General features: G+C 61.3%; 12 protein-coding genes. All 12 read left to right on the top strand.

Annotated features, from left to right (window positions below; genetic code table 11):
• The 12 genes from NE584_RS04750 (at window position 1) to nadD (ending at window position 12,499) form a co-directional block, all read left to right on the top strand.
• Window positions 1–1,182 carry a MalY/PatB family protein gene (locus NE584_RS04750; protein WP_050623832.1) on the top strand — a complete coding sequence of 394 codons (1,182 nt, stop codon included), beginning with the start codon at window positions 1–3 and terminating at the stop codon, window positions 1,180–1,182.
• 937 nt (window positions 1,183–2,119) lie between these two features.
• Entirely contained in the window at window positions 2,120–5,692 is a 3,573-nt protein-coding gene (gene smc / locus NE584_RS04755; protein WP_256182004.1) for a chromosome segregation protein SMC, read from the top strand.
• Between the two features lie 120 nt (window positions 5,693–5,812).
• Window positions 5,813–6,451, top strand: a complete 639-nt coding sequence (locus tag NE584_RS04760) for a hypothetical protein (RefSeq protein WP_256182006.1) — start codon at window positions 5,813–5,815, stop codon at window positions 6,449–6,451.
• Window positions 6,448–6,762, top strand: a complete 315-nt coding sequence (locus NE584_RS04765) for a hydrogenase maturation nickel metallochaperone HypA (protein WP_256182008.1) — start codon at window positions 6,448–6,450, stop codon at window positions 6,760–6,762. Before NE584_RS04760 ends, NE584_RS04765 begins: the two co-directional genes overlap by 4 nt.
• Before the next feature lie 15 nt (window positions 6,763–6,777).
• A complete protein-coding gene (gene ftsY / locus NE584_RS04770; protein ID WP_256182010.1) occupies window positions 6,778–7,647 on the top strand; it encodes a signal recognition particle-docking protein FtsY in 870 nt (289 codons plus the stop codon).
• 200 nt (window positions 7,648–7,847) lie between these two features.
• Window positions 7,848–8,435, top strand: a complete 588-nt coding sequence (locus NE584_RS04775) for a hypothetical protein (RefSeq protein ID WP_256182012.1) — start codon at window positions 7,848–7,850, stop codon at window positions 8,433–8,435.
• A gap of 61 nt (window positions 8,436–8,496) precedes the next feature.
• Window positions 8,497–9,213: a ribonuclease PH gene (rph, locus tag NE584_RS04780; RefSeq protein WP_050623838.1), complete on the top strand. Its 717-nt coding sequence runs from the start codon at window positions 8,497–8,499 to the stop codon at window positions 9,211–9,213.
• Between the two features lie 24 nt (window positions 9,214–9,237).
• Window positions 9,238–9,594 carry a PF20097 family protein gene (locus NE584_RS04785; RefSeq protein WP_256182014.1) on the top strand — a complete coding sequence of 119 codons (357 nt, stop codon included), beginning with the start codon at window positions 9,238–9,240 and terminating at the stop codon, window positions 9,592–9,594.
• Window positions 9,595–9,596: 2 nt separating this feature from the next.
• Entirely contained in the window at window positions 9,597–10,190 is a 594-nt protein-coding gene (locus NE584_RS04790) for an XTP/dITP diphosphatase (protein ID WP_256182016.1), read from the top strand.
• Window positions 10,191–10,428: 238 nt separating this feature from the next.
• Window positions 10,429–10,770: a YhbY family RNA-binding protein gene (locus NE584_RS04795; protein ID WP_050625435.1), complete on the top strand. Its 342-nt coding sequence runs from the start codon at window positions 10,429–10,431 to the stop codon at window positions 10,768–10,770.
• A gap of 74 nt (window positions 10,771–10,844) precedes the next feature.
• Window positions 10,845–11,267, top strand: a complete 423-nt coding sequence (locus NE584_RS04800) for a hypothetical protein (RefSeq protein WP_050623840.1) — start codon at window positions 10,845–10,847, stop codon at window positions 11,265–11,267.
• 23 nt (window positions 11,268–11,290) lie between these two features.
• The gene (gene nadD, locus NE584_RS04805; protein WP_256182018.1) at window positions 11,291–12,499 is read left to right on the top strand and encodes a nicotinate (nicotinamide) nucleotide adenylyltransferase; all 1,209 of its coding nucleotides are present in this window, start codon (window positions 11,291–11,293) and stop codon (window positions 12,497–12,499) included.
• Window positions 12,500–12,511 lie beyond the last annotated feature (12 nt).

The following is a 12,511-nucleotide window of genomic DNA, read 5'->3' on the forward strand; positions in this document are numbered from 1 at the left end:
ATGTCTTTTGACTTTCAAACTCTGGCCGACGCCATTGACTACGGCTTCGGCACCGGGTTCCGACCGGACTATACCGTGATGGCCGGAGCACAGCTGCATGTAAAAACCGCCCCCTGCATTATCGACGCGCTGACCAGGTTTTCTCAGAGTGGTCTGTATGGTTGGACCGACTCCGATGACCCCCTGTACATCCGGGCTGTTGTCAACTGGATGGCAAAGGTCCGCGGCTGGGAGATAGAACCTTCCTGGATCGTGCCGTCCTACGGGATCCTTCAGGCCATGTGTGCCTCCATCCGCGCCTTTACTCAGCCCGGCGACGGCATCATTGTGCAGCAGCCGGTCTATCTGCTCTATGCCCGCGCCATCGCCAACTGCGGTCGGAAATTAGTGGACAGTCCCCTGCAACTGCGGGGTGACCGGTATGAGATGGACTTTGCCGACCTGGAGGAGAAAATGGCCGCACCGGAAAACAAACTGATGCTCCTCTGTAACCCTCATAACCCCACTATGGATGTATGGGAGCGGGAGGATTTGGAGCGAGTGGCGGCTTTGGCCCAAAAGCACCATGTGCTGGTGGTGGCGGACGAGATCTTTGCCGAGCATGTGTGGCAGCCCGGTCTGATGGTTCCCTATGCCGCCGTTCCGAACGCGTTGGACCACTGTATCATCTGTACCAGTCTTGGCAAGGCGTTCAATTTTACCGGTACCAGCCACTCCAATGTGATCATCCCCGATGCGGCCATCCGGAAGGCCTACCGCACCCAGCGGGATGCCGATCACTATGGCAGCCTCTCTCCCTTCATGCGGGCCGCGGTGTTGGCGGCCTACACAGATGAGGGCAAGGCGTGGATCGACGAGCTGATGGACTTTGTGCATGAGAACGAGTCCTTGGTGCGGGACTGCTTTGCCCGCTGTATGCCGGCGGTGAAGCTTCTGCGCCACAGAGCTGGTACGCTAATTTGGGCGGACTTCCGCGGCTTGGGGCTGTCGGAGCTGGAGCTGGAGCGGTTCTTCTTGTCCGCCGGCGTGGAGCCTGACCTGGGCAGCAAGTACGGCGCTGCCGGGACCGGCTTTTTGCGCCTGCAAATTGGAATGCCCCGCTCTGAGCTGACCGGAGCGCTCACCCGCTTGGAAGCTGCCGCCCGGAAATGCGGCTTTGCCCAAGAGGCGCCTTACATCTAATAAAAATAGGGCTCTGCACGAAAAATGTGCAGAGCCCTTGTTATAGGCGACGATGATGCCGGAAGACCTTTGAAAAGTGGAGGGAAGAGGTTACTTCAGTATGTAGAAAATTAGGCGAAAATATAAAAGGTGTATTTCAACCTTGCGCCTATGGGTCAGCATTTCAGATAACAAATTAGAATTTGTCAATCTTTATCTTTGTCATTCTTTTTCTTCTCGTTATAGATAGCAACCGCCACTCCTATACCTATTGAAAGAATTACACAAATCATAATCAATCCAAAGTTTGGTATCATAATTTTTGCACTCCTTTGTCAAATTCTTATTAGCTTAATACCTTTTACTCTGTGGTTTCATTTAGTTCATCAGTAGAAATGCAATATTGACTACAATTCCCACACACGAAAAGATAAGACCAAAACTATAAATTCATCTATATAGACGTAAACATTTCTTTGATGTTTTACTCTTTATTATTTTATCATCCGTGAATGCTTCCTGCAAGGCACACTGGTGAAATCGCCGGAGTTGGAATCATCAACACCTTTCTTAAACAGGGACGCATTATCTAGCATATTGAAAAGGGATAGATGGTGTGATACAATAAAAAATTATCACTAACCTCAGGCTGTTGCAAGATGTGATGGGGTACCGGAACATCTGTACAACTATGGAAACTTACACAAAAGCGTTAAGAGAAAAGAAATTGGAAACAATTCAAGCCCTAAATGAGGCGTTCAAAATCTCGTGACCATACTGCCCCAACGGTTACGCGGTTTTTGTGGTGCAGAATTCCATGAAATCCCATGTTGCACCGATCTTACACCAACTCAAAAAGAAATTATGGTGAGTTTTAAGAATTTATGAAAAAGCAGAAAGCTTGGAAACCATTGCGGCGCAAGGATTTGAAAGGATTTAAGAAGAAGGGGGCGACGTTGTGTACTTAAAAGCATTGGAGATCCAGGGCTTCAAGTCCTTTCCGGACAAGACGGTGCTCACCTTTGGGGAGGACATCACCGCCATCGTAGGGCCAAACGGCAGCGGAAAATCCAATATCTCCGACGCCATCCGCTGGGTTATGGGGGAGCAGTCCACCCGGGCCCTGCGGGGAGGGAAGATGGAGGATGTGATCTTCGGCGGCACTGCTCAGCGCCGCCAGACGGGGTATGCCGAGGTGTCCCTCATCCTGGACAACACCAGCCACATCTTTCCCATGGATGAGAGCGAGGTCATGGTGACCCGGCGGTATTACCGCTCCGGGGAGAGTGAGTACTATATCAACCGCCGCTCCGTCCGCCTCAAGGACGTCAACGAGCTGTTCATGGACACCGGCTTGGGCCGGGAGGGCTACTCCATCATCGGCCAGGGCAAGATCGACGAGATCCTCTCCGTCAAGAGCGCCGACCGCCGGGAGGTCTTTGAGGAGGCCGCCGGCATCTCCCGCTACCGCCACCGGAAGGAGGAGGCAGAGCGGAAGCTGGCCCATACGGACGAGAACCTGGTCCGGGTCAACGACAAGATCGCCGAGCTGGAGCTCCAGGTGGAGCCCCTGCGGGAGCAGAGTGAGCGGGCCAGAAAGTTCCTGGTGCTGCGGGACGAGCTGAAGGGGCTGGAGGTCTCCGTGTGGCTGGACACCCTGGAGCGGCTGCGGGCCAGCCACATCAAGCTGGACGCCGATTATCAGGAGGCTGCCCGGCAGAAGGAGGAGGCCCGGGTGGCCCTGGAGCGGCTGTATGCCGCCGCCGAGGCCCTCTCCGCCCAGATGCGGGAGAAGGACGTGGAGGCGGACCGGCTGCGCTTTGAGAGCCAGAGCCGGGAGGCCGCTGCGGCGGAGCTGGAGAGCGCTATCGCGGTGCTGAAGAACAATGTGCAGAACAACCTGGACAACGCTCAGCGCATCCGGGCGGACCTGGACCAGCAGGAAGGCCGGGCGGACAGCCTGGCGGGCCAGATCGGCCAGCGGCAGGAGCGGCTGGCCGAAATCGAGGACAAGCTGACTCGGATGCGGGAGGAGCTGCGGGGCAAGAGCGAGCAGGCCCAGGAGGCGGCCCAGTCTGCCGGGACCCTGGCACGGGAGCTGGAGGAACTGCGGCAGAAGGAGGCCATGGAGACGGCCACCGCCGCCGAGGCCAAGGCCCTGCTCTCCGCCCTGGCGGCTGCCGCTCAGGAGGTGCTGGACCGGGACGAGACGGTGCGCCAGGAGCTGCGGGAGCTGGACAGCCGGCTGGAGGAGGGGCGCGCCGCCCAGCGTCAGGCCCGGAAGGCCCTGGCCAAGGCGGTGGAGGAGCGGGACGCGGTGCAGAACGTCATCAGCGGCTACGCCCTGCGCCTGGAGTCACGCCGGAAAAAGGCGGAGCAGGCCCGGGAGCGCCATATGAAGCTCCAGATGGACGAGAATGCCCTGTCATCCCGGGTGAAGATGCTCACCGAGATGGAGAAGCTCCACGAGGGCTACTCCAAGGCGGTCAAGCTGGTGATGGGGGAGGCCCAGCGGGGAAGCCTCCAGCATATCCACGGTCCGGTGGCCGACCTGCTGAAGGTGCCGGAGGAGTACACCGTGGCCATTGAGACCGCGCTGGGGGGCGCCATGCAGAACCTGGTGGTGGACCGGGAGGAGGACGGCAAGGCCGTCATCCAGTATCTGAAGCGCCGAGACGCAGGCCGGGCCACCATTCTGCCCCTCAGCTCCATCCGGCCGGGGGAGCTGAGGGAGGGACAGGCCCTCCGGCGGGAGCCCGGCTTCGTGGGGGTGGGAGATCAGCTGATCTCCTTCCAGCCCCAGTACCGGAACGTGTTTTCCAACCTGCTGGGCCGGGTGGCGGTGATGGAGGACCTGGACCACGCCATCGCAGCGGCCCGGAAATACGGCTATAAGTTCCGCATCGTCACCCTGGACGGGCAGGTGCTGAACCCCGGCGGCTCCATGACCGGCGGCTCCGCCAGCCGCAGTGCCGGCATCCTGAGCCGTGCCAACGAGCTGGAGCGGCTGAACGAACAGGGCCGGGGCCTGCGGGAGCAGCTGGCCCAGGCCGCCAAGGCGCTGGAGGAGGCGGACCGGGAGGCCGCCGCCGCCGGCTATGAGATGGAGACGGCCCAGAGCCAGCTGCGGGAGTGGGAGGACGCCATCCTGAAGGCTGAGGGCGAGGCGGCCCACTGCGACAGCGTGGTGGCCGACCTGGAGCGCCAGTCGTCGTCCCAGCGGGAGGAGCTGGAGCAGCTGAAGAGCCGCTCTGCCCAGATCGAGTCGGACACCCGGGGGGCCAGGAGCCGCATCCAGGAGCTGGAGGGGGCCGCCGCTGCCCTGAAGAGCGAGGCGGAGGGAAAGGTCAGAGGCCAGACGGATCTCCAGGACCGGTCCGCCCGCATCACCCGGGAGCTGTCCGAGCTCACCGCCTCCCTGGCCGCCCTGGAGGCGGAGCAGGAGACCACGGCCAAGAGCCTGGGTGAGCTGAAGAGCCTGCGGGACGACATGGCGGGGGACCGGGAGCAGAACCAGGCCCTCATCGGCCAGTATGAGGAGAAGAACCGCCAGTTCACCCAGGAGATCGGGGAGAAGACAGCACGCCTCCAGGAGTTGCGGGCGGAGAATCAGGTCCGCAGCGAGGAGATCCGCGCCCTGGGCGACGAAAAGCTGGCCCTGGAGGGACAGCGCAACCAGGCAGATAAGGACAGCAGGGCCAAGAACGACGAGCTGCTGGCCATGGAGCGGGAGGTCTCCATACTGGAGCAGCGGAAGGTGGCTGCCGCCATGGAGGAGAAGCAGCTTTTGGACAAGCTGTGGGAGACCTACGAGCTGTCCCACGAGGCGGCCAAGCAGCACCGGGTGGAGATCGAGTCGGTGCCCAAGGCCAGCCGGCGCATCGGGGAGCTGAAGCGGGCCATCTCCAGCCTGGGCTCCATAAATTTGGGGGCCATCGAGGAGTATCAGCGGGTCAACGAACGATACACCTACCTCACCGACCAGAGAGACGATGTCCAGCGGGCCAAGGGGGAGCTGGAGGAGATCATCGCGGACATCACCGGGGAGATGAAGACCATCTTCGCCCGGGAGTTCCAGACCATCGACCAGGCATTCGGGCAGACCTTCACAGAGCTCTTCGGGGGCGGCAAGGCCACGCTGGAGCTGGAGGACCCGGAGGACATCCTCAACTGCGGCATCGAGATCAAAGTGCAACCCCCGGGCAAGGCGCTGAAGATCATCACCCTGCTCTCCGGCGGGGAAAAGGCATTCGTGGCCATCGCCCTGTATTTCGCCATTTTGAAGGTCCGGCCCACCCCCTTCGTGGTGATGGACGAGATCGAGGCCGCCCTGGATGACAACAATGTGGCCCGGTTCGCCCATTACATGCGTTCCATGGCGGACAAGACCCAGTTTATCGTCATCACCCACCGGCGCGGCACTATGGAGGAGGCCGACGTCCTCTACGGCGTCACCATGCAGGAGCAGGGCGTGAGCCGTATGCTGACGATCAATCTCAACGACGTGGAGAAAGAGCTGAAGATCCGGTGAGATCTCATTCCTCCCCCTGAATGAGGACGATTTTCTGGATCACTGGGCCTATATCGACCCCAATACTGCCCGCTGGGCGGAGAACAGATATTTTACGGCATAGAACCGGGGAGGACACATTTGAAGGAGAAGGAAAAGGGCGGGTGGCTGCCCATTGTGGGGCTGATCCTGCTGATTGCGGTCCTTTTTGCGGGGGTGAAGCTGGTATTTGCGGGGCTGGGATATGTTATCCCCCAGGACGAAGGTCCCGAAGAGACAGGGACCTGGTACCAGATGTACAACGAGCGGGGGGAGGCGGTGCGCTACACTCTGCGGGAGCCGGGAGAGATCGACCTGTCCGCGCCGGACATCGCCCAGTGGATGGAGCAGGCGGCCGGAGAACTGGAGCAGACCCCGGAGACAGAAGGGATTGTCTTCTGGCTCTACCGCCAGGACACCGACGAGTATCTGCTCTATCTGCCGGACCAGGACCGTTCCCTGCTGGAGGGCGGGCTGACCGCCTCCGAAGAGACGGAGGAGGACAGTGAGGTGTGCCTGGTCCTGCGGGCCCGCACCCCGGAGAACAGCAAGCCGGTGGCGCCGGAGGAGACGCTGTACTGCTTCGCCACTACCTCCGACAGCTGGAACGGAATCCGGGTCCGAGTCATCCTGGACGGCCGGGAGCAGGAGGTCCGCAAGCTGACCTCCATTGGAGACCGGCTGTACTCGACGGAGGAGACCTATATCGGCCGGGACCGACTGGAAGGGAGCGGGACATGAGCCGGAGGACCCTGAGATGCCTGCGCTGCGGCGGGACGATGGAGCTGCTGCGGCGGGAATTTCTCCAGCTGGGAAAGACAGGGTGGGTCCTGGGAGATCTGGACAACCTGCTGACCGGGGCGCTGGATGTGGATATCCTGTGCTGTTCAGACTGCGGGAAGCTGGAATTTTTCCGGGGAGAGTGGTCTGAGCTGGAGGACCCGGAGGGCAGCGGCATCGCCCGGATGGAGTGTCCCAGCTGCGGCAGGAGCTATGAGCTGGACAGCCCCAAGTGCCCCTTCTGCGGAAAGAAGAATACCAGATTGTTTTAAGAAAGGATCAAACGTATGGGCTTTTTTGACAAGCTGAAAAAGATCAATATTTTTGCCAGCTTCGGTTCGGAGCTGACCGACGACTTTTACGATGAGCTGGAGGAGTCCCTGATCCTGGCGGACACCGGCATGGACACCACCCTGGAGCTGGTGGAGGAACTGCGCCGCCGGGTGCGGGAGGAGCGCATCAAGACGGTGGAGGAGGCCCGGACCTGCATGTGCCGGTGTATCGCCGACGCCATGCAGGTGGGCGACCCAGCCCTGGACCTGTCCACCAAGCCTTCGGTGGTACTGTTCATCGGGGTGAACGGGGTGGGCAAGACCACCACCATCGGCAAGATCGGGGCACAGCTGAAGAAGGAGCGGAAAAAGGTGCTGCTGTGCGCCGCCGACACATTCAGGGCCGCCGCCGCAGAGCAGCTGACCATCTGGGCGGACCGCTCCGGCCTGGAGATCATCAGGCAGCACGAGGGCGCGGACCCGGCGGCTGTGGTCTTTGACGCTGCCTCCGCCGCCAAGGCCCGGAACACAGACGTGGTGCTGGTGGATACCGCCGGGCGGCTGCACAACAAACAGAACCTGATGAACGAGCTGAACAAGATCTCCCGGGTCATCGACCGGGAGCTGCCGGGCTGCGTCAAGGAGACCCTGCTGGTGCTGGACGCCACCACAGGGCAGAACGGACTGATCCAGGCCAAGCAGTTCCGGGAGGCCGCCGGCATCACCGGCATCGTCCTCACCAAGCTGGACGGCACCGCCAAGGGGGGCATCGCCATCGCCATCGCCCGGGAGCTGGGCGTGCCTGTGAAGTACGCCGGGGTAGGCGAGGGGATCGACGACCTCAGACCCTTTGACGCGCTGGAGTTTGCGCAGGCGCTCATTTGAGTTAGGGATTAGGAATTGGGAGCCGGCCGTCCTGGCGCTCGCCGTTGTAACACCATGTCACCGGCGGGGTAGCTGCCGCCTCAGAGTTAAGAAAAATTAAGAGTCATATTCATATCTATTTCAACATTTTTCCTCAGCGATATGGTAAAATAAAATGACGTCTCCCGGAACGGGAGGGGAATACGGAGGGAGGGCCTGCCGTGAAGCGTATCGGGAAGATATTTCTGGGCGTGCTCTGTGCCGCCGCATTGGCGGCGGGGGGCTTTTGGATCAACGACCGCCTCTCCTACCCCATCGATCCTGGAATGGACGGGCTGGAGGGCTCTTTGAAGAACTGGCTGAACCGGGGGATAGACGCGGTCCATGGCTATCAGCCCCGGCTGTATGAGCCGGTCACCCTGGGAGAGCGGACCTATGTCCCCATGGAGGTGGGGGAGAAGCTGGGCTACGCTCTGCTGGAGCGGAGCATCACCGGCAGATATCGGATCGCCCACACCTCTTCCGGAAACGCCCCCTTTCGGTGCGGTGTGATCGAGGAGAACGGCGGAAAGCAGCTGCTTTTTCAGGGACGGAACACCTTCGGAGAGATCGACAGGGTCCAAATCACACTGGACAGGGGCTATGAATATGAGCTGAAGCTGCCCCGGAAAGAGGTCTTTTTCATCCACACCGGGGTGGACAGCCGTATCCCCACCGGACTTGCCTCCGTGGAGCAGATCACCCTGTACGACGGAGAGGGGCAGGACATCACCGAATCATTTTTCATGAGCATGGGAGGCATTCAGTAAAGACCGCATAAAACAGAGGGGCCCTCAGCGGGCCACTCAGAGAACAGGAGAGGACAAGACGATGCCGCGTATTGACGGAAGAAAAAACGATGAGCTCCGAACTGTGGAGATCATCCCCCATATCAACAAGTTTGCCGAGGGCTCCTGCCTGATCCGGTGCGGAAACACCCATGTGCTGTGCACCGCCAGCGTGGAGGACCGGCCGCCCCGCCACGTGCCCGAGGGGGAGGGGTGGGTCACCGCCGAGTACTCCATGCTCCCCCGGGCCAACCGGGAGCGGTCCCGCCGGGACATCTCCAAGCTGAAGCTGAACGGCCGCTCCGCCGAGATCCAGCGGCTCATCGGCCGTGCTCTGCGCTCTGTGGTGGACATGAAGAAGCTGGGACCCTGGAACATCACCATCGACTGTGATGTGCTCCAGGGGGATGGAGGGACCCGTACCGCCTCCATCACCGGCGGCTTTGTGGCCATGATGCTGGCCTTCCGAAAGATGATGGAAGCAGGCCAGCTGGCGGAGTATCCGGTCAGCGGCTATGTGGCCGCCGTGTCCGCCGGCATCGTGGACGATGTGCCCCTGCTGGATCTGTGCTATGAGGAGGACTCCGCCGCCATGGTGGACCTGAACTGCGTCATGGACGACCAGGGCCGCCTCATCGAGATCCAGGGCACCGGCGAGGAGCGGCCTTTTACGCTGGATGAGCAGCGTCAGCTGGTGGAGCTGTGCGAGAAGGGTATCCGACGGCTTCAGACGGTCCAGCGGGCTGTGCTGGAGGGGTAACTCCAAACCTGAGGAGGCGGAGGCATGGACTGTCCGTACTGTGGGAAGGAAATGAAGGCCGGCGGCATTCCCGCTGGCCGGTGTGCGGTCTATTGGCAGGAGAACTCTGAGGAGATAGACGCGCCCCAGGAAAAGGTCATTCTGAGCAAAAATCCTGTGTGGAGGATCGAGCAGGCAGAGGCCTTCTACTGTCCCGACTGCCGCCGGATTATTGTCCCTGTGCCGGAGATCGAGACCACCGGACAGAAGCTGAAAAAGAAGCTGGATCAGATCAGGTCTGATATAGAAAAAAACCGGGAGAACTGGCAGGAGCAGAAGGCGGAGCAAAAAGAGGATAAAAAGTGGAACAAACGAAAGGGCAAGGACCCGTGGGAGTGGTAACTATGAAGCTGGTACTAGCAAGTAAAAACAAGAAAAAGCTGGCGGAAATGAACGATATCCTGTCCCATCTGGGCGTGGAGGTCTGCTCTGAGGCTGAGGCGGGGGTGGATGTGGAGGTGGAGGAGACCGGCACCACCTTTGAAGAGAATTCCCTGCTGAAGGCCAGGGCGGTCATGGAGGCCAGCGGTCTGCCTGCCATCGCCGACGACTCCGGGCTGTGCGTGGACGCCCTCAACGGCGCGCCGGGGGTGTACTCCGCCCGGTACGGAGGGCCTGGGCTGGACGACCCGGGACGGGTGCGCCTGCTGCTGGAGAACATGCGGGGCCAGATGCCCCGGACCTGCCGCTTTGTATCGGTGATCACCTGCTGTTTCCCCAACGGAGACGTGCTCTCTGCCAGAGGAGAATGTGAGGGCACCGTGGCCTTCACCCCCATGGGGGAGGGAGGCTTCGGCTATGACCCGGTGTTTTTTGTGCCGCCGCTGAAAAAAACCTTTGCTCAGCTGACGGCGGAGGAGAAGAACGCCATCTCCCACCGGGGAAAGGCTCTGGAGGCGTTTCAGGTGAAGCTGAGGGAGTATCTGGAGAAAAGCTGACGCCCGGCCCCAAATGGGAGCCCAGCGGAGCGGGTCCTATTTGGAGAGGACGAGCAACGAAATAGAGCGGATGTCCGCCGGGAGGCGGACGGAGCGGAATGGATCGAGAGGACAGGCCGGCAGGGCCGGCCCCAAATGGGAGCCCAGCGGAGCGGGTCCCATTTGGAGAGGACGAGCAACGGAATAGAGCGGATGTCCGCCGGGAGGCGGACGGAGCGGAATGGAGTTTGTGAGGACGATGGATTTGACAAGCAAACAGCGCGCCCAGCTGCGCGGTCTGGCCAACGGGATCGACACCATCCTGATCGTGGGCAAGGAGGGCATCGGTGACAATTTGGTCAAGCAGGCCAACGATGCCCTGGAGGCCCGGGAGCTGATCAAGGGCAGGGTGCTGGAAAACGCCCTGATGTCGGCCCGGGAGGCGGCGGAGGCGCTGGCCCCCCTGACCAGAAGCGAGGTGGTCCAGGTGATCGGGACCAAATTTGTTCTCTACCGCCAGAGCCACCGGAAGGACAAAAAGGACAAGATCGTGCTGGTGGAGGGAAAGAAGAGAGAAAGCGTACCCCAGAGGGAGCCATAAAAAACAGAATTGTCTCTGAGGAGCGGCAGCAAGAAGGAGTGAAGCGGAAGAAGGGCTGAGAGGAGGCTTGTCTCTTGAAACGGAGAAAATGGCGTGCGGCCCTGACCGCCCTCCTGCTTCTGGCTGCGGTGGGGGGACTGCTCTGGTGCTTCTTTCCCCGCTCCATGATGGAGGGAGAGCTGTACTGTGTGACCCTGTGGGACGGACAGGCGAGGGTAGACCTGACGGACCGGGCAGACCGGGAAGCTGTGACAGAGCGGATTGCGCGCTGCCGGCGGGTCTATGGCGGGAAGGTGGGCGCCTACCAACTGGATAGGTACCCCTTAGAGCTGGGCTTCAGCTACCGGGGGGGCAGCTGGTATCTGATCGCCGGACCGGAGGGCGCCTTCGCCTATGACAGCGGGGAGCGCTTAAACTGGCGCATTCTGGACGGAGAACAGCTGTGGCGGGATCTGGCATCCGCTCTCCCGTCCAGCTCAGAGCCGGGGGAGCGGTGAACTTGGAAAGGAAGGGTGTCTGTATGAAAATTGGGATCTATGGAGGGACCTTCAACCCACCCCACCTGGGGCATCTGGAGGCGGCCCGGACGGCGGTCAAGGTGCTGGAGCTGGACAAGCTGATCCTGATCCCGGCGGCGGTCCCGCCCCACAAGGCCCTGCCGGAGGGGACGCCGGAGGGCGCCCACCGTCTGGCCATGACCGAGCGGATGGCGGACGCCCTATCCATGCCGAAGGTGGCGGAGGTATCCCGCATGGAGCTGGACCGGGAGGGCAAGAGCTATACCGCCGATACCCTCCGGGCCATCCGGGCTCAGTACCCGGACGCCCAGCTGTGGTTGCTTATGGGGACAGACATGTTCCTCACCCTCCACCTGTGGCACGACCCGGAGGTCATCACCCAGCTGGCGGGGATCTGCGCCTTTGGCAGAACAGAGCAGGACGGAGAGGAGCTGTTCGCCCCCCAGAGGGAGTTCCTCTCCCAGAAGTATCAGGCCCAGATCGTCACCATCACCCTGCCGGGACTGGTGGATGTGTCCTCTACCCGGTTGCGGGAGCTGCTGGCCCGGGGGGAGGGACAGGAGTATCTGCTCCCCCAGGTGTACGGCTATATCCTGATGAACCGGCTGTACGGCACCCACGCGGACCTGAAGCGGCTGGAGCTTCCGGAGCTGCGGGCCTGTTCCTACTCCATGATCCGGGCCAAGCGGGTCCCACATGTTATGGGCGTGGAGGAGGAGGCGGTGCGCCTGGCCGAGCGGTGGGGCGGGGACGAGGGGATGGCCCGCCGGGCCGCTATCCTCCACGACTGCACCAAGTATCTGGAACTGGACGACCAGCTCCGCCTGTGCCGGCAGTACGGGGTGGAGCTGGATGAGCTGGAACAGCAGGCGGTGAAGCTGCTCCACGCCAAGACGGGGGCCTGTATCGCTCGGGACATTTTTGGGGAACCTGATGAGGTGTACCAGGCCATCTTCTGGCATACCACGGCCAAGGCGGACATGACCCTGCTGGAAAAGATCATCTATATCGCCGATTACATCGAGCCCAACCGGGACTTCGAGGGGGTGGAGGAGTTGCGCCGGCTGGCGTATGAGGACCTGGACCGGGCCCTGCTGCTGGGGGTGGAGACCACCATCCAGGAGATGTGGGACCGCCGGCTCCCCATCCACACCAATACCCTCCGGGCCCGGGACTGGCTGAGAGAGCACGGGACAAAAACAGAGGAATGACAAGAGGAACGA

This window comes from Clostridium sp. DFI.5.61 (assembly GCF_024462915.1).
GTDB lineage: Bacteria > Bacillota > Clostridia > Oscillospirales > Oscillospiraceae > Lawsonibacter > Lawsonibacter asaccharolyticus.

Excerpts from the sequence above, each read along its gene's own strand:
- NE584_RS04750 (WP_050623832.1), top strand. The coding sequence starts at position 1 with ATGTCTTTTGACTTTCAAACTCTGGCCGACGCCATTGACTACGGCTTC.
- NE584_RS04765 (WP_256182008.1), top strand. The coding sequence starts at position 6,448 with ATGAGCCGGAGGACCCTGAGATGCCTGCGCTGCGGCGGGACGATGGAG.
- ftsY (WP_256182010.1), top strand. The coding sequence starts at position 6,778 with ATGGGCTTTTTTGACAAGCTGAAAAAGATCAATATTTTTGCCAGCTTC.
- rph (WP_050623838.1), top strand. The coding sequence starts at position 8,497 with ATGCCGCGTATTGACGGAAGAAAAAACGATGAGCTCCGAACTGTGGAG.
- NE584_RS04785 (WP_256182014.1), top strand. The coding sequence starts at position 9,238 with ATGGACTGTCCGTACTGTGGGAAGGAAATGAAGGCCGGCGGCATTCCC.
- NE584_RS04790 (WP_256182016.1), top strand. The coding sequence starts at position 9,597 with ATGAAGCTGGTACTAGCAAGTAAAAACAAGAAAAAGCTGGCGGAAATG.
- NE584_RS04795 (WP_050625435.1), top strand. The coding sequence starts at position 10,429 with ATGGATTTGACAAGCAAACAGCGCGCCCAGCTGCGCGGTCTGGCCAAC.
- nadD (WP_256182018.1), top strand. The coding sequence starts at position 11,291 with ATGAAAATTGGGATCTATGGAGGGACCTTCAACCCACCCCACCTGGGG.